The sequence below is a fragment of the Acidaminococcus intestini DSM 21505 genome (assembly GCF_000425045.1).
Lineage (GTDB): Bacteria > Bacillota > Negativicutes > Acidaminococcales > Acidaminococcaceae > Acidaminococcus > Acidaminococcus intestini.
On sequence record NZ_AULA01000001.1, the window covers coordinates 114407 to 133762 of the forward strand.

Annotated in this window: 16 protein-coding genes and 1 pseudogene; 4 read left to right on the forward strand and 13 right to left on the reverse strand. The window is 51.4% G+C overall.

All coding sequences use genetic code 11. The features are described 5' to 3' along the window. Nucleotides 1-127 precede the first annotated feature (127 nt). The 3 genes from H503_RS0100520 to H503_RS0100535 form a co-directional block, all read right to left on the reverse strand. Complete coding sequence (locus tag H503_RS0100520) at nucleotides 128-634, reverse strand: YadA-like family protein (RefSeq protein ID WP_016459634.1); 507 nt, start codon at nucleotides 632-634, stop codon at nucleotides 128-130. Beyond that, nucleotides 549-1313: a hypothetical protein gene (locus tag H503_RS12905; protein WP_009015803.1), complete on the reverse strand. Its 765-nt coding sequence runs from the start codon at nucleotides 1311-1313 to the stop codon at nucleotides 549-551. Before H503_RS12905 ends, H503_RS0100520 begins: the two co-directional genes overlap by 86 nt. A 346-nt stretch (nucleotides 1314-1659) precedes the next feature. Further along, on the reverse strand, nucleotides 1660-2061 hold the full coding sequence (locus H503_RS0100535; protein ID WP_016459636.1) for an ESPR domain-containing protein: 402 nt from the start codon (nucleotides 2059-2061) through the stop codon (nucleotides 1660-1662). Nucleotides 2062-2495: 434 nt separating this feature from the next. On the opposite strand from H503_RS0100535, the gene H503_RS0100540 reads away from it, so the two are divergent. Both H503_RS0100540 and H503_RS0100545 read left to right on the forward strand, forming a co-directional pair. Beyond that, complete coding sequence (locus tag H503_RS0100540; protein WP_009015806.1) at nucleotides 2496-4103, forward strand: potassium/proton antiporter; 1608 nt, start codon at nucleotides 2496-2498, stop codon at nucleotides 4101-4103. Between the two features lie 49 nt (nucleotides 4104-4152). Further along, on the forward strand, nucleotides 4153-4638 hold the full coding sequence (locus H503_RS0100545) for a pyridoxamine 5'-phosphate oxidase family protein (protein WP_009015807.1): 486 nt from the start codon (nucleotides 4153-4155) through the stop codon (nucleotides 4636-4638). Nucleotides 4639-5570: 932 nt separating this feature from the next. Here H503_RS0100545 and H503_RS0100550 read toward each other — a convergent pair. Further along, on the reverse strand, nucleotides 5571-6452 hold the full coding sequence (locus H503_RS0100550; RefSeq protein ID WP_009015969.1) for a LysR family transcriptional regulator: 882 nt from the start codon (nucleotides 6450-6452) through the stop codon (nucleotides 5571-5573). Between the two features lie 130 nt (nucleotides 6453-6582). On the opposite strand from H503_RS0100550, the gene H503_RS0100555 reads away from it, so the two are divergent. Next, entirely contained in the window at nucleotides 6583-7605 is a 1023-nt protein-coding gene (locus H503_RS0100555) for a YeiH family protein (RefSeq protein ID WP_014128794.1), read from the forward strand. Nucleotides 7606-7897: 292 nt separating this feature from the next. Here the strand turns inward: H503_RS0100555 and H503_RS11710 are convergent. Next, nucleotides 7898-8307 (reverse strand): annotated as a pseudogene (locus tag H503_RS11710) (DUF2000 family protein). Between the two features lie 118 nt (nucleotides 8308-8425). Here H503_RS11710 and H503_RS0100565 point away from each other — a divergent pair. Next, entirely contained in the window at nucleotides 8426-9310 is an 885-nt protein-coding gene (locus H503_RS0100565) for a LysR family transcriptional regulator (RefSeq protein ID WP_009015972.1), read from the forward strand. A gap of 192 nt (nucleotides 9311-9502) precedes the next feature. On the opposite strand, the gene H503_RS0100575 is transcribed toward H503_RS0100565, so the two are convergent. From H503_RS0100575 to H503_RS0100615, 8 genes are all read right to left on the reverse strand, one after another. Continuing rightward, entirely contained in the window at nucleotides 9503-9946 is a 444-nt protein-coding gene (locus tag H503_RS0100575) for a flavodoxin family protein (RefSeq protein WP_009015973.1), read from the reverse strand. 5 nt (nucleotides 9947-9951) lie between these two features. Continuing rightward, nucleotides 9952-10782, reverse strand: a complete 831-nt coding sequence (locus H503_RS0100580) for an oxidoreductase (protein WP_009015974.1) — start codon at nucleotides 10780-10782, stop codon at nucleotides 9952-9954. 71 nt (nucleotides 10783-10853) lie between these two features. Continuing rightward, entirely contained in the window at nucleotides 10854-11684 is an 831-nt protein-coding gene (locus H503_RS0100585) for an SDR family NAD(P)-dependent oxidoreductase (RefSeq protein WP_009015975.1), read from the reverse strand. 13 nt (nucleotides 11685-11697) lie between these two features. Beyond that, on the reverse strand, nucleotides 11698-12861 hold the full coding sequence (locus H503_RS0100590) for an alpha/beta hydrolase (protein WP_014128796.1): 1164 nt from the start codon (nucleotides 12859-12861) through the stop codon (nucleotides 11698-11700). Nucleotides 12862-14098: 1237 nt separating this feature from the next. Further along, complete coding sequence (locus tag H503_RS0100595) at nucleotides 14099-15826, reverse strand: carboxylesterase/lipase family protein (protein WP_009015977.1); 1728 nt, start codon at nucleotides 15824-15826, stop codon at nucleotides 14099-14101. Nucleotides 15827-16259: 433 nt separating this feature from the next. Further along, entirely contained in the window at nucleotides 16260-17426 is a 1167-nt protein-coding gene (locus tag H503_RS0100600) for an iron-containing alcohol dehydrogenase (RefSeq protein WP_009015978.1), read from the reverse strand. A 103-nt stretch (nucleotides 17427-17529) separates the two neighbouring features. Further along, complete coding sequence (locus tag H503_RS0100610; protein ID WP_226828291.1) at nucleotides 17530-18165, reverse strand: flavodoxin; 636 nt, start codon at nucleotides 18163-18165, stop codon at nucleotides 17530-17532. A gap of 15 nt (nucleotides 18166-18180) precedes the next feature. Continuing rightward, nucleotides 18181-19251, reverse strand: a complete 1071-nt coding sequence (locus tag H503_RS0100615; RefSeq protein WP_009015980.1) for an alpha/beta hydrolase — start codon at nucleotides 19249-19251, stop codon at nucleotides 18181-18183. Nucleotides 19252-19356 lie beyond the last annotated feature (105 nt).

Consider the following 19356-nt stretch of genomic DNA (forward strand, 5'->3'; position numbering starts at 1 on the left):
TTTATTGCTTTCTCTTTTTCGTGTGGCAGTCCTTCTGTTTTTTGCACCACAGCATCAAAGCGTCATAACACCACAGCAAACAAAAAACAGAGCCACCCTACGGCTGGCTCTGTTTTTTGTTTTTCTTTCATTTCATTTTCTGCTGCAATTCTGCAACAATCTTCATGAATTCCTGGATCTTTTGGTCCAGGAGGGTGTCGTTGCATTTCAGTTCTTCGTTTTCGGCAATGAGCTGGGCTTTGCTGACGCCTTCGTACTGACTGGTGCAGCCGAGTTTGACGGAGACGCCGAAGTTCCACATGTTTTCGCCGCCCGTCGATCCGCCGAGGCTCAGTAAGGTGCGGTTATCAGGCCGATAGAAGGCACCGATGGCAAGGGCCGTGTTGCCGCGGCAGCTGCCGGTACCAACGGCAAGGTCAAGTTTGTTGCCCCGATCAAAGTCAAGGGGATAGAAGGCTGCAAGGGCTGCGGCATGAGCGCCGACTTTATCGACGCGGTCATCAAGGCGTTCGACGCGGCTGCTGACGTCACGAACTTCTTTGGTCGCTTCATAGAGCTGACTGCCGTTGATGGCCTCTTTCGAAGTCGGGCTCACTTCCCCATCGGTGACGTTCGTGATCTTGTTGTGATTCATATCGATGCCGGGGTTGGAAATGGTCGGTCCGCCGTTCTTGATGCTGACTTTGCTGACGCTGATGTTGCCTTTGAGGGCGACGTTGACATTGCTGTCGGGCCGTTGCAATATTTTCGCTTCTTATAATGCCAAGCTTGCCGTCTTTTTCAAGTTTCGTTTCGCCTTTGTCGTCAGCTGTGAGTTTCGTTTCAATGGCAGCGGGTATGCCGGCATCGACGGCCTTTCCCGTATCGTTGATATCCGTGCCAGTGCTGCCCGCATCGGCATTCCCCGTATCGGTATTACCCGTTTCAGTGCCGCCTGCATCCGGTACTGCCGTATTGTCGTTCTTCTCTTCGTAGGTGACTTTGTCGGAACCGGAATCCTTATAGTTCGTGCTGATGGTCCAGTTGCCGCTGCCATCGTTTTCGAGTTTGATGCCATCACCTGCTTTGAGGCTGATGGACGTACCAGCCATTTCCGTAGCGGCTGTGAGCTGGGCCACGTTGACGGCGTCCGTATCGGCAGAACCGGCGGCGACATAGGTAATGCGGCGCGTGTTGATCTTTCCGTTGGCATCGGGGCCACCGACGAAGACGGCGGCTAAGGTCGGTTTCCAGACGTAGCTCGTGTCTGTGGCTGTGACGCGCAGAAGAGGATGATTTACTTTGGTATTGTCGCCGTCGACAGCATTTTTCACCGTATTCTTGCTGCCCAGGACATAGATGTGCTAGCCATTTGTGACCGTATTATAGAACCCGTCGACGAAGTTCATCTGTGTGGCGCTGTCATTGAGTTCATTCGTGTTCCCCGCGAGAATGTTGCCAACGCCCATGACCTACGACAGATAGCCTTTATCGACTGTATTGGCCCCACCCATGACCATAACCTGGCCGCCGCTTTCGAGAATGGCTTTTGCAGGAGCTGGGACAATTCATCCCATTTTCCTGCTTGGGCAAGGACAGGCGCTTGTCTTAGAATTTCATCGCTGCCCTTGACATCGCGATAGGAATTGGTGACCCTGTTCGCGGCACCGTAGATCAGGGCTAAATTGGCGTTTTCTGTATAGTTGACCTGCCCCACAATGGAACTTCCGCGCCATCAAAGGGATTGCCCCTTAACTTGACGCCGTTGAGGCTTCCCATGATGACAACGGTGGGCGCCTTTTCTGCATTGCCATCTCCCGTAATTTGGACAGGCTGCCCATCTGGGCTAAGCAAGAAGCAAGGTCCGGCAATGGGATGTGTCAGATCCGACGTAACCAGCATCGTTGGCGTTGCTACATAGGCCGGCAAGGCCGCCCCGCCAAGGATCATACCCAGCACGGCCGCCGTCAGGATGCGTACCAACTTTTGAGCCGCCACTTTGCCCCGCCCTTTGGCAAGTTCGAAAACAACGACATAGCCATTTTGAACGAGACTCCAGATGATTTTGCAGATTCGGTTCATACCTTGTCCTCCTCTTTTGAACCTCTTCAAGGTAAAGAAAAGGCCAATCACCCCGATGATACGAAGCGTTCCCCTGGCCTTTCCCATTTTCCCCCGGATCCATTCCGGATATATTTTATATTTTCATCACATCATGTTATTATCAGAAAATAAACACTTCTTTCTCTTAACAACTTGTTTTATTCTTATAAAGTCAAGGTCATCTATTTTTTTAGTTTTTACTCATTAATTTATCCTAGATGGCGATTTTTACTTTATTTAATACTTTATGCAATAATTTCTCAATATTCTATACTGGCTAATATTTTCTTATTTTCCTACTTATCCAGCCGATGAATCAGCAAAAATTATGGGAACTCTTACTTCACACTTTTTCCATATTCCTATGATAAAATAAGGCTATCTTGTATCATGTCAAAGAAAGGACGGTTTCCATGACGCTCTCCCTTCTCCTTACGGGATCGGTAATTCTCTTATCCCTCCTCATCAGCAAGGCCCTGCGCCATACGCCGCTGCCATCCCTGCTTCTATTCATTGCCTTGGGCATGCTCTTTGGCGAAAACGGGCTCTTCCACATTCCCTTCGATGATTACCAAGCCGTTGACATCATCTGCAGCAGTGCCCTTGTCATCATCATGTTCTATGGAGGCTTTGGGACAAGCCTCAAAGCGGCACGCCCCGTTCTCAGGGCGTCGGTCCTTTTATCGACGGTCGGCGTTGTCCTTTCTGCCTTGGGGCTTGCCGCACTCGCCCATTTCATCCTAGACCTGGGGGTTGCGGAAAGTTTCCTTATTGGGGCCGTCATTTCCTCTACAGACGCCGCATCGGTCTTTTCCATCCTTCGCGGCAGCCGTCTTTCCCTCAAATACCACACAGACTCCCTTTTGGAAATTGAGTCAGGATCGAACGATCCCATGGCCTTCATGCTGACCGCGGCTGCCATTGCTCTCATGACGGGGTCGGATCTTTCCCTGCCCCTTCTCATGGGAAAACAGATGATTATCGGCGCCGCCGCAGGCCTTTGCTTCGGCTTTGGCGTAGCTCGCCTTCTTTCGCGCAATGCCTTGGATGGCAGCGAGGCCCGAACCCTATTTCTCCTTTCCGTCATGCTTTTATCCTACGCCGTTCCTACCATACTTGGCGGCAATGGCTATCTGGGGACCTATCTTTGCGGGATTCATCTAGGAAACGCGCCCATGCCACAAAAGCGGAATCTGGTGCACTTTTTTGATGTCTTGACCCAAGTTGCCCAGGTCATGATTTTCTTTTTGCTGGGCCTTGTCGTAACGCCCGTGACGCTTCCCAGCGTCTTTGTGCCCGCCCTAGTGCTGACTGTATGTCTCACCTTCATTGTGCGGCCCGCTGTTGTGACGCTTCTCCTGCGGCCCTTTGGAGCTCCACTTTCCCAAATACTTCTTACGAGCTGGGCAGGCCTGCGCGGCGCCGCGTCCATTGTATTTGCCATATCAGCCATTTTGGCCGGTGCGGAAACGACACTGAACCTCTTTAACCTCATTTTCTGCATGGTTCTCCTTTCCATCACCTTTCAAGGAACGCTGCTTCCCTGGGCGGCGAAAAAGTTTGCCATGATTGATCCAGCGGCGGACGTAGAAAAGACCTTTACCGATTACGAAGAAGACACGGATATCACCTTTGGTCACGTCCATGTCGACGAGCGCAGCGGTTGGAACGGGCGCACCTTGGCAGAGCTCAATGTCCCCGGTGACCTCATCGTCGCCATGATTGTCCGTGACGGAAAGGGCATCATCCCCACGGGGGCAGTCAGACTCGCTGCCGGCGACACGCTGATTTTGGGAACCCACGGCTTTACAAGCCGCGAATGGGCCCTTGAAGAAGAACGGGTTCCCGCCGGATCGCGCCTCATTGGCATACCCCTGGAGTCGCTTCCCCTTTCAAGCCGCCAGCGCATCCTGCTGATTCGGCGGGGTCTCAAGACCCTCATTCCGACAGGATCAAGTGTCATCAAAGAAGGGGACCATCTGGTTCACCTAAAAGACGCGGAACACTTCAAAAAAGGATGAAAGAAGGGGAAGTGCCGTGATATACTGGTAAAGAGTATCCAAAAAGGAGATGGTTCCCGTGATTCGATCCATGCGCCGCTTCAAACAGGCTCTCCCCCTTGATGCCTGTAAGGAAGTCCTCAAAAACGGCAGACGAGGCGTCCTTTCTGTCATCGGTGATGACGGCTATCCCTATGGCGTTCCCATCAACTACGTCTATGATGAAAAAGAAAATGCCCTCTATTTCCATGGTGCCAAAGAAGGTCATAAGATTGACGCCATAAAAAAGAGCGGCAAAGTATGCTTTACTGTTTTTGACGAAGACTATAAAGAAGATGGCGACTGGGCGTACTACGTCAAGAGCGTCATCGTCTTTGGCCGCGCAAAGGTTGTCGAGGACGAAAAAGAAACCCTGCGCATGACTCGCCTCATTGGCCTCAAGTACTACCCTACCGTCAAAGAAGTGGACGCCATCTTGGAACGCACCCGCGGCCGCGTGCAGGGCGTGCGGGTTGACGTAGAAAAGATGACGGGAAAGCTGGTACATGAGAAGTAATTTTTAGCCAGCGCAAAATTTACGCTGGCTAAAAGAATGGAAAGGCTGTCTCGCGCCTTCGGTGCATGTCATCAAGCGAGAAAGACGAAAACGCTTTGATGCTAAACCGTGAGGGAAAAACTGTGAGACCGGGCGCCAAACCGGTCTCCTCATCCACCACCTACTCCTACAAACAAGTTTGCTAGTTACACCCCTACTAAGAAAGTCTATTCGAAACTTCGTCGTACACGAACACGTATCCGCTGCTTTTAGCATCTGCCTGATACTACGTTAGGCGGATGTAAGAGATAAAAGAGCTCTGTGTTCCGCAGTCTTACATTGGAGCGTTCCCTGGATAAGTCCTCTGCACGATTTCTCGCTTCGCCGTTTTAGTACATTTTACGGCTTGCAAATCAATCGGCGATAGACTTACCGCCTTGGCAATATGGGACGGCTTTCGCCGTTTCCAAGTCAGAATATTGTAAGGTAAAAAACCAAGAGCCCAAAACCGAACGTAGACAGAGGTTCGGTTTTGGGCTCTTGGTTTTTATTTGGATTTTGTAAGAGGCGGGTTCTTTGAAATGGAAAGATCACGACAGCATCTGGTAGACCTGCGTTCACATTTTTCCTCTGAGTTCAACTCGTAGAGTCGATCCGCCTTTGCCAAGGCGGGGAACCGAAAGGGTAGATGAAGATGCGCAGCAACGTTTCCTTGCAAACGTGAGGACCGCCCGAATCCCAAGCCCGCTTTGCAGCGCCAGCGGGAGGACGATGGAATACGTCTCCGGGCGAATCATTTGTCCCCTTCCCCCGTTAGGGGGGCGGTTTGGGTCCGCGCCTTCCGGTCTTTATGCTGACCTTTTCATCACCGCACTCTATTCATTTTTTTAAGACCGTTATATTTTACTCATAACTCACAGCCATCGAATGAGGTCAGCCCAAATTGGCTGATCTCATTCATCCATCATCTCCCTGCACCATCCCCGATAAGTCTCGCCAAAAAGGCTGCCTTTTTCCCAAATGAAGGTGAAGTCATGGGTGACGGAAAAGTCCACAAGGTCGATGCGCATGAGCCGACCTTCACGGATAGGGCCTTCAGCGGCCGATTCGTACAAAAAAGACACACCCATATCTTCTTCGAGAAGCTGCAATATGGCGTGCATGCCGCCAATTTCAATGCGCCGCGAAAAGTCGCTGATTTGCCGCCCCATGAGGGCGAGTTGGTTTTCCAAAAGACGTCTGGTGCCGCTTCCCGGTTCGCGGAGGATGAGACGCTCTGTGAGAAGGTCCTCCAGCTTTTCCGGAACTTTTGGGAACTCATGCCGTGCGCTTGTAACGGGCACAAAGGCCACCGTATCGTAGCGCAGGGCTTCAAATTCCTCGGAATCGAAATAACCTTCCACAAGGGCAAACTGGATATCCCCTTCTTCAAGGCCGCGGATGAGCTCTTCCGTATTGGCAATCTTCATGGTCATGGCCGCGTCAGGATGGCGGCGGATGAAACGGGAAAGGGGCGGCGCTACGACATATTCGCCGATGGTCTTGGTCACGCCAAAATGGATGGGCTGCGACGTCGCGCGAGCATGGTGCAGGCGTTGACGGAGCTCCCGATCATCATTTCGCATGGCTAGGCCTGCCTTATATAAGAGGGCCCCTTCAGGCGTCAACATAAGCTTCCTTTCCTTATAGTGGAAAAGAGGTATGTCATAGGCCGCTTCCAAATAGCGGATATGCTGCGACACAGCAGGCTGCGTAATATGAAGCTTTGCCGCGGCCTTAGTGAAGTTCATGGTCTCGCAGACCGTAAGAAAAGTTTCCATTCGGTGGTCTAACATGAGTCCTCCATAAAGTTTTCTTATCGATTAATAATAAAAGATAATTTTATTTTATCATAAAATCTGTGTAGAATGATACCGAATTCAATCGGAGCGGCGCTTATTGCCGCAATATGAGGAGGCAATCATCATGAATCCATCGAAACTTCCAGGCATCGCACTCTGCCTTGTCATTGCCCTGCCGTCCTGGTTTTTGGGGAAAACCTTTCCCATCATTGGCGGGCCTATCATCTCCATCCTTCTCGGCATGGTCGCCGGCCAGTTCCTCAAGGACCGGACAAAGGTCAAAAGCGGGATTTCCTTTACATCCAAATACATCCTGCAGACGGCTGTGGTCTTTTTGGGTTTTGGCCTGAATCTCTCTGTCATCCTCGCAACAGGCTGGCAGAGCCTTCCTATCATCATCTGCACCATTGCAACGTCGCTTATCATCGCTTACGGACTGCAAAAGGCCATGAACATTGACGTCAACAAGGCCACCCTTATCGGCGTCGGTTCATCCATCTGCGGCGGGTCCGCCATTGCAGCGACAGCGCCAGTCATCGAGGCAACGGATGATGAAGTGGCCCAAGCCATTTCGACGATTTTCTTCTTTAACGTCCTTGCCGCGATTTTGTTTCCTCTCCTTGGAACGGCGCTCCATATGGATACCTTGAGCGGCGAAGCTTTCGGCATCTTTGCCGGTACGGCGGTCAACGACACGTCGTCTGTAACGGCAACGGCCGCAACCTGGGACAGCATGTGGAACCTAGGAACCCAGACCCTTGATAAGGCCGTCACGGTGAAACTCACCCGGACCCTTGCCATCATCCCCATTACGCTCTTTTTGGCCTGGAACCGTTCCCGTTGTGGGGCGGGCGAAGGCCGCACCGTAAGCGCCAAAAGCGTATTTCCTATGTTCATCCTTTACTTTGTCCTTGCTTCTGTCGTCACGACCGTAAGCATTCATTTGGGCATTTCGGGAGCTGTCTTTGGACCTATGAAGACCCTTAGCAAGTTTCTCATCGTTCTTGCCATGGCTGCCATTGGGCTCAACACAAACCTTGTGGACCTCGTCAAGAAAGGCGGTAAGCCGATTTTCCTCGGTGCCTGCTGCTGGATTGGCATCACCCTTGTCAGTCTCCTCCTGCAGCATGTTATGGGACTCCTGTGAACTTGAGGGGCCCTATTTCTTTCTCTAGTCGGAATGATTGGGAAAAGGTTCTTAAGGAAGCCCGTTCCAACCTTTTTTCAAAGCATAGGCCAAGGGCACTCCATAGATAGTCCCCTCCCTTCACAAGGCATGCCATCCCGTTACGGTTTCTTGACACGGACCCTTTCCCATCGGGCAAAAAAACTGTCAAAACATGCACCCCACCGTTTACGGGGCCAAGGGCCCTGAAACGGTGGGGTTTTTTCGTGGAAGGTCCTTATGACGAAAACAGGGCGAACTCCTTATACAAAGATCACTCGTGAAGAGGAAGGCCCTTTGTCAACCGGTCCACTTTATTTTTTTGCCACGCAGGCCAATACCAACAAGATTGAGCTCCTGTGCCTGATACCCCGCAACCGAAGCCCGGTTAGCTTCATCGTCAAAGGTCTCAAATAACTCTTCTGTATAAATGGATACGGCAAGGCCCTCTGAAAACAGACCTTTTTGAAGCAGTTCCTGCAGCTGCTCTTTTGACGCGCCATGAATCATGATGGGCTGCTGGGACATGGGCAAGTACTGATGACCCTCAGCATCGACGTAGGGCTTACCGATGATTTCCTGCGTCCCGGCAATCCCGCTCATGAGAAAAGCGGTTACATTGAGTGCTTGCCAAGGTTTAAGGCCCTCCCACAAAACAATCTTGATTTTAGTGTCAAATTTCATGCAGGTTTCCCCCTCTTGTCACGTGATGTTTCATAGGGTATTATAAAAAATCATGATAATTCAATCAAACTGAATTTATAAAATATAAAATTTAATATTTTTGAATTAAGAGGTTTTTATGGATATCAAACAGCTACACACTTTTGAAACCATCATCCAGACAGGCAGCTTTCAAAAGGCAGCACAAGTCCTGTCCTACGCCCCATCCACGATTACCTTCCAAATGAAACAACTGGAAAAAGAGCTGGGCGTTTCCCTTTTTGAGCGCCGCGGCCACGAACAGCGCCTGACGTCTGCTGGGATTTCCCTAAAGCCCTACGTAGATCAGGTCCTCCATTCTGCCGACCAGCTCGTCGCCCATGCCGGGAGCCAGCGCCTGGAAGGACAGTTGACCGTGCTCCTTCCCGAATCCCTTCTAACCTACCACTTACAGCCCGTACTGGAACGCTTTCGAAAAAAAGCGCCCCAGGTTCGGCTCTCCCTCCATGTCAAAAACTGCTTTGCCATTTATGACAGCATGAGGCATGGGGAAGCTGATCTTGCCCTTCATTACGATGTCGCCGCCTATCCCTCACCCTTTGAGACAACGCCCCTTATCACTTATCCTCTGGTCCTTGTTGCTTCCCCGCTTCTTTCCCCGCAAGACAGTGATTTTATGACGAAGGGACAAACAAAAGAGCAATGTTTGCTGATCAATGACAAACAGGCCCTCTACTTAACCTATTTTCGGGAATACCTACGCGAAAAAGGCATTGCGCTCTCCCAAGAAATGGATGTATGGAGTCTGGAAGCCATCAAGCAATGTATTTTAAGCAACCTCGGGGTCGCCTTTCTCCCCGAATTTGTGGTTCATGAGGAACTGCAAAAAGGCCTTATGAAAAAAATTTCCCTTGAACTCGATCATCCCTCTATGACGGCCCTTTTGGTTCATCGTAAGACAGCAAATCCATTGGTCCATTGTTTTAAAGAACTTGTGACTGCCCACTTTAAGAAAACGGAATAGGCCCATATGGCGAGAAATCATACAGCATAAGACCGGGTCTTTGATCTTTCAAGACCTTGGGAAGCGGCTGGAGGATGCGGACCCAAACCGACCCTGACGGGAGAACGGGTCTGAAAAGATTTGCCCGGAAACATGTTCTTCGGCTTTCTGCGGGTGCGCCCTTCTTATCATCGGAGCAATCTTTGCTCCGACTTATTTAAATAGCGCCCGCGCTTCCCCCTCCGTCGTCGCCATACCGCCCCAGGAAAGGCCATAGAGCTTAGCAAAGCGCTGCATGGTGAATTTGCCTGCGTCGAGCATCCATTGTTCCGGCGCCGCACCCTGGAAGAGGAAGTACAGGGTCTTGCCACGCAGGCTGCCGCTTGCAGCGGGGCCGTAGAAGCGATCCAAGAGGGTGCGCACGCTGCCGCAGATGTTATGCCAATAAAGCGGCGAACCGATGACAATGGTATCGGCGGCTTTGATCTTTGCCATGACTTCATCAAATTGATCGCCGGCAAGGCGCTGGCCATAGACGTTGATGCGATAATCCGTCAGGTTCAGGGTTTCATAGTCACGGCTCCCCAGCAGGGCCGCTGCAAGGCGTGCCGTGTTGCCTTTTTTGTTAGGACTGCCGTTAATAAATAAAATGCTCATGGTGATTACTCCTTAAAGTCTGTTCTGTTGCTGGTTACTTCCCATGCCTTATATTCATCAAGGCGAGCTGTAAGCCGCGATTTGCCGTAAGCCTGGGCATCGCTTCCGAGGAGGAGGCGCAGGGGCATCTTCCCGCTGTGCACAAGGTCCACAAGGACGCGGCCCGCTTCATCAGGATCGCCCTGCTGCGTGCCATCAGTATGGTCGTTGCGGATGCGGCGCGTACCGGCCGTCTTTTCGTAGTCCCCCAGTTCCACGCTCGATTCCTTAAGGGACGTGCCGGCAAAATTCGTACGGAAGGCACCGGGTTCAATGATCATGACATGGATTCCCAAGTCCTTCGTTTCCCCGTAAAGGGCTTCCGAGATGGATTCCAAGGCGCTTTTTGTGGCGGCATAGTAGCCGGATCCCAAGGCTGCGCCCAAAGCGGCGATGGACGAAACGTTCGCAATGGTGCCGCGATGGTTCTTCCGCATGATGGGAAGGACGGCTTTTATGAGGGCAATGGGTCCGAAAAGATTCGTCTGGAAGAGCTGGTCCACTTCTTTTGGAACGCCTTCTTCCACGGCAGCGCGGTAGCCATAGCCGGCGTTATTGATGAGGACGTCGATGGTGCCAAAGCGCTCCAAGCCTTTTTCTACGGCATTTTTGATGTCTTCTTCCTTCGTAACGTCAAGGGACAGGGCAAGGGCTTGCTCTGGATAGGCATCCACCAAGTCTTTCAAGGTTTCGACGCGGCGCGCCGTCACAATCACCTGGTCCCCACTTTTAAGGACGGCTTTCGCAAAGCCCCGTCCAAGGCCGGAGGAACAGCCTGTAATAAGCCAAGTCTGCATAGTGGTATCGTCTCCTTTTCATGCAAAAGGCAGCAGAGCAACTGCTCTCACTGCCTTTTCATTTCATTCAATTATTCTTCAAAATCCGTCTTCGACGCAGCCGCTTCATAAGACGCAATGTCTTTTAGTTCCGCCTCATAGCGTGCTTTCATAGCCCGGCAGCAGGCAGCACCAATGAGGATACGCGGCGGCAGGTTCCCCTTTTCCACCATATCTAGGAGGAACTGGGCGGCCTTTTGCGGATTGCCTGTCTGGGTGTAGGTATTTTCCGCAAGGAACTTTGCGGCTTTATGGGCGCTGCTGTCCTTGTAGGCATCAAGCCTTGCAGAAGGATTCCTAAAGGAATGCTTGCTTCTGAAATCGGTCCGGAAAGAACCTGGGCAAACAGCAGACACAGCAATGCCAAATTCGCCAAGCTCTGCCCGCAAGACATCGGACAGACCGACGACGGCGAATTTTGCGGCGCAATACGCGCTGCTCCCGCTAAAGCCCATGAGCCCGCCTTGGCTTGAAACGTTCAGGATGACGCCCTTCCCCGCCTTTCTCATGAGGGGAATGACGCGGCGCGTAACGTTTACGACGCCAAAGTAATCCGTTTCAAAAAGGTTCCGCAGGTCTTCGTCCGTCGTTTCTTCAAAAGCCCCGCTGAAGCCAAAGCCTGCGTTATTGATGAGGACATCGATGCGGCCAAAACGATCCATCCCATCCTTGATGGCCTTTTCCACTTCGTCCGTCTTCGTCACGTCCATGACCACGGTGAGGACGGAAGGATGTTTGAAAATGTCATCATGGGGAACGCGGCGCACGGTGGCAATAACCTTATCGCCCCGTTTTACCGCTTCTTCCGTAAAGGCACGGCCAAACCCGCGGCTTGCTCCCGTAATGAACCATACTCGTTCCATGAGATTTCACTCCTTAAAGATTGCCTTTGTAGAAGGAAGCCAATTTGCCTTCGATTTCATTGACGTATTTCGGAACCCAATAGGTCTGGATGTGGGTAGCCCCTTTGACGAGGTAGAGTTCCTTGTTATTCGTGCCCGTCGCCTTCTTGAAGGCGTCCTGCGTCATGTAGAGCGTATCAGCCTTGTCACCGGCAATCATGAGGAGCGGCTGGTTGATCAAGTCCATATTGTCTGCCTCATCAAAGGTAAAGAGGTCGAGGTTGCTGCGGACCGTGTACTGGAAGGTAGAGTTAGGATGACGATGGGTCTTCCCATAATAGATGTAGCCTTCGCTGTAAAGGGTCGGCATCTTCTTCAGTTCTTCTTCAGGGATATCCTGGGTTTCCATGCCCGCGGTGCGTTTGATGGCCGCACCCTTTGCTTCGGCGGCGCGCTGCTGACTCGATTCAAGGAGCCGCTTTTGGATCGTGTCACGGCCGCTGTTCAAAAAGCCATTGCGGCGAACGATGCCGAAGTTGAACATGGAAAGCGTTGCTACCGCCTTGACGCGCTTATCCGTCTGGGTTGCCTTCAAGGTGTAGCCACCGCCGCCGCAGATACCAAGGGCACCGATGCGGCTGTCATCGACGCCAGGATAGGACGCAATCACGTCAACCATGCCGTGGATATCTTCCGTGCGGAAGGCAGGATTGTCGAGCATATGGGGCGTACCGCCGCTGGCACCTTGGAAGGAAGCATCGGCTGTAATGGTGATATAGCCTTCTTCCGCAAGTTTCTGGGCATAAAGGCCTGCCACCTGTTCCTTGACGCCGCCATTTGGATGAGCCACGACGATGGCCGGATATTTCTTTCCGCTCGTCTTGTCGTAACCTGCCGGCGTATAGATATTCGCAGCTATGGTGTTGCCATTGAGGGTATAGCGGACGGGGTGGATGTTGACCTTGCCGTTTTCATTCTTCGTAATCGCCCCTTGATAAACAAGGCCAAAAGGATTCTTGTTAGGGCTCTTGATATCCTTTAAGGGAATCTCCACAAGATTGGCTCCGCCATAAAAAGTAATGCCGTTATTTTTGATATCTTTTACGGAATCAGCGGCAGGGGCGGCATACCCCACGGCCCCAAGGGCCATGACACTGGAAAGGACGAGGGCTGCTGCAGCCATTTTCTTTACCTTCATAAATAATCACTCCTTATCTTACCTGATACGATGGAAAAACACCGATGCGCATCCTATAAAAAGGATTGAAAAGCACCGATTGCCTTGATGGTTCCACTTTACTATTCGGTAGTTGCTACCTGTCAATAGTTTTTCTAAAAAATATCTGGAATTTTTTAGAATGGAATAATTAAGTATTTGTCGGATGTTCTTGGAAGCCTACGAAATCCTTATATCGGTAGATTGTACCGGATAAAAAAACATCGTCTGTAATGCTAAAAACAGCAAGCAGCTTTCATGCAGTCTTCTCCGAAGCACAATCCCGTACCTACCGAGCAAAGGGAAAACCGTGCAGACGCGAACCCAAACCGTCCCCTGACGGGGGAGCGGGTTCGAAAAGATTTGCCCGGAAACATGTGCCTGCGACATTTCGTTCTCGCTCCAAAAGCGTCCTTCGAAACTTCGGGCAAATGGTCCTCACTACCGTTCGTAATGAAACGTCGCTGTGCGTCCTCATCCACCACCGAAACCGGAAAATGGTAATGATAAACGCTTATGGAAATTTCCACACAACATGAGTGCCAATAAATTATGTTAGCGGCCCCGTCGTACACGAAAACGGTTCCCCTATCTCTGCGACCGCAATGGATTTATACGGGTACAGCTGTAGGGGATAAAAGGGCTCACTCTCTGCTGTTCCACACCAGAAGACCGGCCTTTCCGGCAGAGGAAACTCCGAATGCTCCTATCGTCGCTGCCCTCTGAGTAAGCTTTCTGCACAAATTTTTCAGCATAAGAGAAAACGAAAAATTCGGCGACTCACTTAACCGCCCTGCACGATCTCTTGTTTCGCTTTTTCTAAGGCAGATGGAAGTTCGCGTATCGAGCTCAGAGGCAAAAAAAAAGATGGGGATTGTTCTAAGCGCTATCGTTATCTTCCCATTTCAAAGAAGCAGCCTCTTACAAAATCCAAATAAAAACCAAGAGCCCAAAACCGAACCTGCGTCTATGTTCGGTTTTGGGCTTGCTTTATAATCTTTTACCTGGTGGTCTTTCTCCCATTTGTTTTTTATCAATTCGGTTCAGCGGGGTCCGTCCAATTGTGAGGAGCCCTCACTTCCACTGACAAAATTCTCACAGCCACAGGTTTCTATGCGTCCGTATTTTCTCCCATTGCATTCGTATAGAATTAAGCAATGGAGGCACGCTGCAGTGGAGAATCAGAGCACTTTTTACTCCAACCCCACACCCTCTATTCTTAATATGTATAACCCGGATCAAGAAGCTTCAAAAGGGCTTCGTCATGGTGACGGGCAAGGCGGATCTTGTTGTCAAAAATCATGGTGGCGCCGCTGTCCTTCGTATACGCGTCCCACTTCGGCAGGGCATCCGTCTGCGGCGTCCCATAGCGGGCAAAATGGACCCAAGCGTCACTCATGCGGTCTTCCAGGATATGTGCTTCCTTGCTTCCGCCAGTACGGCTCAGCATGCGGTCCACATTATGGAAGACAAAGGGGATTTCCGCCGTATGATAGGACATGTACGTCCCAACCATAAGCGGCGATTCCCAACTGAAAAGATAGGCGTAGACCGGAGCTCCGCCTTGTGCGGCCTTACGGCGCATAATCTTCAAGATTGGCTGGCGGATCAGGGTATCGATATAAAGGGCATCGGCCTTTTTCTTATTGGGATACGCCTTTAGAAATTCGCTCACGACGGCGTCTTTTTTATCGCCGTAGGCCTGTTTGAGGCGCTTTTCTACTTCAGCATCCGTCCAGGTATTTTTATTGTCATACTGACGGTCCGCAGCGTCTACAATATCCTGAAACCCTGTCCATTCCGTCAAGTTGGTCCCAATGAGCAGCGGCACCTTGCGGCCCGCTTCGGCAAAGCCTGTTTCCGTCACAGGGTTGGTGGGAAGGAAATCCCCATCGACGACAGGTTCCCAGCTAAGACCGTAGCCTGTCCCGAGGGCCTGAGGGACCTTATATTCGGTGCCCACGGTCTTAAGGGCTTTACGCGAGGCTGCGGCAAGCGTTTCATAAGGAATCGTCTGCAGGCGTTCGAGATTGTCCTTTGTCACGCCCAGCTCTTTCAAAGTAAGATCTGTCACTTTTTCACTCTGCTCTTTGCTCATGACGTAGGGGCCCATGGACTCGACGGCGCCGCTTTCCACGATGCCTTTTTGGAAGAGCCCTTTTGCACTCGGAGCAGTCATGAGGGTGAGCACCTTGGCACCGCCGCCGGATTCACCAAAGATGGTGACGTTTTGCGGGTCGCCGCCAAAGGAGGCAATGTTATGTTTCACCCATTTGAGGGCATCCACAAGGTCTACGATTCCAATGTTGGCCGAATCCTTATACTGGGGGCCATATTTTTCAAGGTTGAAATGACCGGCAAGGTTCAAGCGGTGATTCACGGAAACAACGACCACATCACCGCGACGGCTGAGGTTGGCGCCGTCATAAGCGGGTGACTCCAGGGAAGAACCGGCTTCAAAACCGCCGCCATGGAGCCAAACCATGACGGGGCGCTTTTTCCCATCCGTGAGGTTTGGTGTCCACACGTTGAGGTTCAAGCAGTTATTATCCATGGTAAAACTGCGGCCCGGTTCTCCCCACTCCCCATTGGGAAAATTGCCTTGGGCCTGAGGTGAAATGGGGCCGACCTGCGTTGCCATACGGATCCCGCGCCACGGCTTCACTGGTTTTGCGGCCTCAAAGCGGTGCGTGGCTTCCGCATAGGGAATGCCATAATAGGAATAGATCCCATTTTTGATGAATCCTTGTACGCGGCCCGCGTCCGTCTCTGTCACGGCAATTCCGGGTCCCGCCTGAAAAGTCTGGTCTTTTTGGGAAAGGGATGCTTGAACGCGAGCAGCCGCTTTTTCGGCAGCAAGCGTCGGTGCAGCAGCTCTGGCAAAAGCCGGGGCCGATGAAAGCAAAGCAGAAAGAACAAGTAACGATACCCATTTTGAAGATTGCATAAAAACCTCCTTTATTTTTACTCGACGCATGGATGGCGCCGATCTGCTCCAGTTAAACCAGACTTCTTTTTTCATGATTCACCCAATCGGTCATGCAGCTAAAGAAAACCGCTCATGATCAAGCGCTTTATTTCTGTCAGTTTTGCACACTAGGGGTTTCTTATCTACTGGCAGAAGTCCTGCGTCAATCTGGGCGATTTTCTTTAGTCGTACAACTTTATGGGACGATGATTAAGCCTATGGTTTTGACTTTTAGAGCAAGATCCGCAGGCTTTAGACAGCCTTAAGGCCTTTAGGCCAGCCACCTCGGGCGGTCTGAGCCAAGCTGCACCACAACATCTTTTCCAGCTGACGCTTGGCACAGCTTTTTTGCGGTATTCAGCCGGTCATATTTTTTACTAGCTTTAACCTCACAGTTATAGGCCGCTTTTCTTTAATACGCCTCCTCAAAGATTTCTCTGATTTCTTCCTTACCCAGCTGCCGGAAGCTGCCGGGAGAAGCAACGCAGCCAGCGGCAACGTCAACAAGGACGGCATGGTCGATGTTCATGTCGCGCAGTCTCGTTGGAAGGCCGATTTCCTTGATAAAAGCGGTCAGGGCCTCGATGCCTTTTTGGGCACGCGTCAGTTCGTCGCCTTCACTAGGGTCGATATCAAAGACTTTTTCAGCAAAACGGGCAAACTTTTTGGTCCCATCCTTTACGATATGACGGTAGTAGACGGGATGCAGTACGGCAAGACCAGCGCCGTGGTTGCAGAAGGTATAGGCGCCCAGGCTGTGTTCCAGGATGTGGCACTGGAAGTCCGTCTTCTTTCCCAGTTTGAGGATCCGGTTTTCCGCCATAGTCGCAAGCCATACAAGGTTGCTGCGGGCTCCTTCGTCGTGAGGATCCACAAGGATGGCCCGGATATTATCGACAGCGCTTCTCATAAGGGCTTCGTTCATGACGTCAGACACGTTATTGTCATTGGGTTCACTGAAATAGATTTCCATCATATGGGAGAGGCTGTCAAAAGCACCGGAGATGAACTGGAATTTCGGCACTGTTTCCGTATATTTGGGGTTCAAGATGGCAAATTGAGCGTTCAGTTCCGGATAGTCGCGGCCCGTCTTTACTTTGAGGGATTCGTTTGTAATGACGCTGCCGCCGTTCGTTTCACTCCCCGTTCCCGATACGGTAAGGACAATGCCAAGGGGAATGGGTTTTGTTTCGATCTTACCAGCATGGGCCCAATACGCGTCCCACAGGTCCCCATCATAGACGGCACCAAGAGAAATGGCTTTGGAGCAGTCCATGACGCTGCCGCCGCCTACAGCCAGAATGAGGTCCACCTTTTCTTTTTTAGCAAGGGCTGCCCCTTCAAGGACCTTGGCATAGGTCGGGTTGCTGCGGATGCCGGAAAATTCGACAACGGTCTTGCCGGCTGTCTTAAGATATCCCATGATTTCTTCATAGATACCCGTTTTCTTGATGCTGCCCCCACCGTAGGTCAGCATGACCTTGGGGCCGTATTGAGCGAGCAGGCCCGGCAGATAAGTGGAGACACTATCGTTTCCAAAATAGACTTTCGTAGAATTTTGAAACACGAAACTATTCATGATTGTCACCTTTCTTTTTTCTTGTTTCCTTGTTTTTCACGGAAAACCCCGGACCAAAGGACCAAAGGGCTCCAGTCCGGGGTCTTTGACAATTTTTCATGGTTTATTTCAGGGATTTCACCCAGCTGATGACATCCTGGCTGAGCACGTTTCCTTCAAAGCGATGGCCTTCAAGCCATTTGCCCGTACCCGCTGCCTTTTCAAGATTTGTACCGCTGTCCCCCATTGGTGTAGACATGCTCGTGGCAAAAGGAATGACCGTCTTACCTGTAAAGTCATGCTTTTCTACAAAGGTGTAGACCACATGAGGTGCCTGACGCCACCAATGCGGGAAACCGATGAAGACGCGGTCGTATTTGGCCCAGTCCTTTGCGTCGCCTACATAATCCGGGCGCAGGGACGGATTATTGTGTTCTTTCTGAACACGGCTGTTTTTGTCATTGTAGTTCAAATCATTTAGCGTGTAGGGCTGTTCCGGTTTGATTTCAAAAAGGTCAGCGCCCGTTTCTTTGGCAATGGTCTCAGCGACCTTTTTCGTGTGACCTGTTGCGGAAAAATAGACGACGAGGGTCTTTCCGCTCTTATCCGCCATTGCGGCTGCGGCCGGCTTTGTCTCTTTTACGGGCTCCGTCTGCGCCGCCTGGCTGCTGCAGCCCGTACTCACAAGAAAGAGGCTCGTCAGCGTCACAACAGCGAAAACGTGGCGCAGGAGATTTTTAAAGGAAAATGCTTTCTGCATGCTTGTCATGCCTCCTTATCTAGCAAGCCCATTTGCTTTCATCCAGTCTTCCAGGATATCCGCAATGGCTTCATTATTCGTATCGCTCATGAGAAAGTGTGTGTTGCCCTTGATGCCTTTTTTCGGCAGGTGAAGGAGCGTTGCCTTGCCGCCGTGATGGTTGACCGCGTCGACCCACAGCTTTGCCATGGCAAGACGGACGCGCCAGTTATCAAGGTTCCATGCCTCCGTCCGTTCCGTCGGGATATTGTCGCCGTAGACGACGAGAATGGGTCTCTTCGTAAGTTTTTCAAAGTCCGAAAGCTTCACGGCCGTCCCTTTAAGGGCGCCGAAAGGACTTGACGTTTCCATAGGAGCGGGTACTTCGCCTTCGGGGAAGATGAAGCCGCTTCCCGGTTCAAGGGCAATGATGCCTTTCACATGATCACTTTTGATGGCCGTCCACCAGCCAGGACCGCCTCCCTGGGAGTGGGTCACAAGGACGCCGTCGCCGCTTCTTTCAAAGACCTTTGCCATAGCGTCGCTGATGACCTGTTCATCAAAAGCACCCGTGTTGGGAGTCATGCTGCGGAAAAACTCTTCCCGTGCCGCTTCGTCCCACTTGACGTCGACACCGGGATAATAATTCGGATAGAGGCCAATGCGGAAGTTATCATACCAAAGCTGCTCCATGGGTGTCTTTGATACGGTTCCTCCCGTCGTTGACTGACCAGCTCGGCCGCGGCGGGGTTGATCCACGACGTAGGTGGCATACCCTTTTTCAAGGAAGATATTTTGGAAACCATCCCGCCCATCAGGCGTTGTTTCCCAGGTCTTGCCGGACTGACCGGCCCCATGAAGGAACACAATCACATTCTTTTTGGCCTTCACAGGCTTTTGATAGAACACATAGGCGTGATCACCGTGAAGGGTCTGACCGGAAGGATCAAGAGGCTTACTGTTATCGAGCGTTCCCGGTGCCGTCACAACCGTCCCCCCTGCCGTAAAACTTCCCTGGTCCGCAAGCGTCACAGGGTTATGGAAAGCTTCTGCAGAGGCCGTAAGAGCAAGGGAAAGGACGAGCGCCGCCAAAAGGTTCTGTTTCATGGACTATTCCTCCTTAAGGTCTTATGATGATAGGGTTTTCATCGGTTCTTCTCTTCATGACTTTATTCTACTATTCGGTAGTAAATACCGGTCAAGTATTTTTTT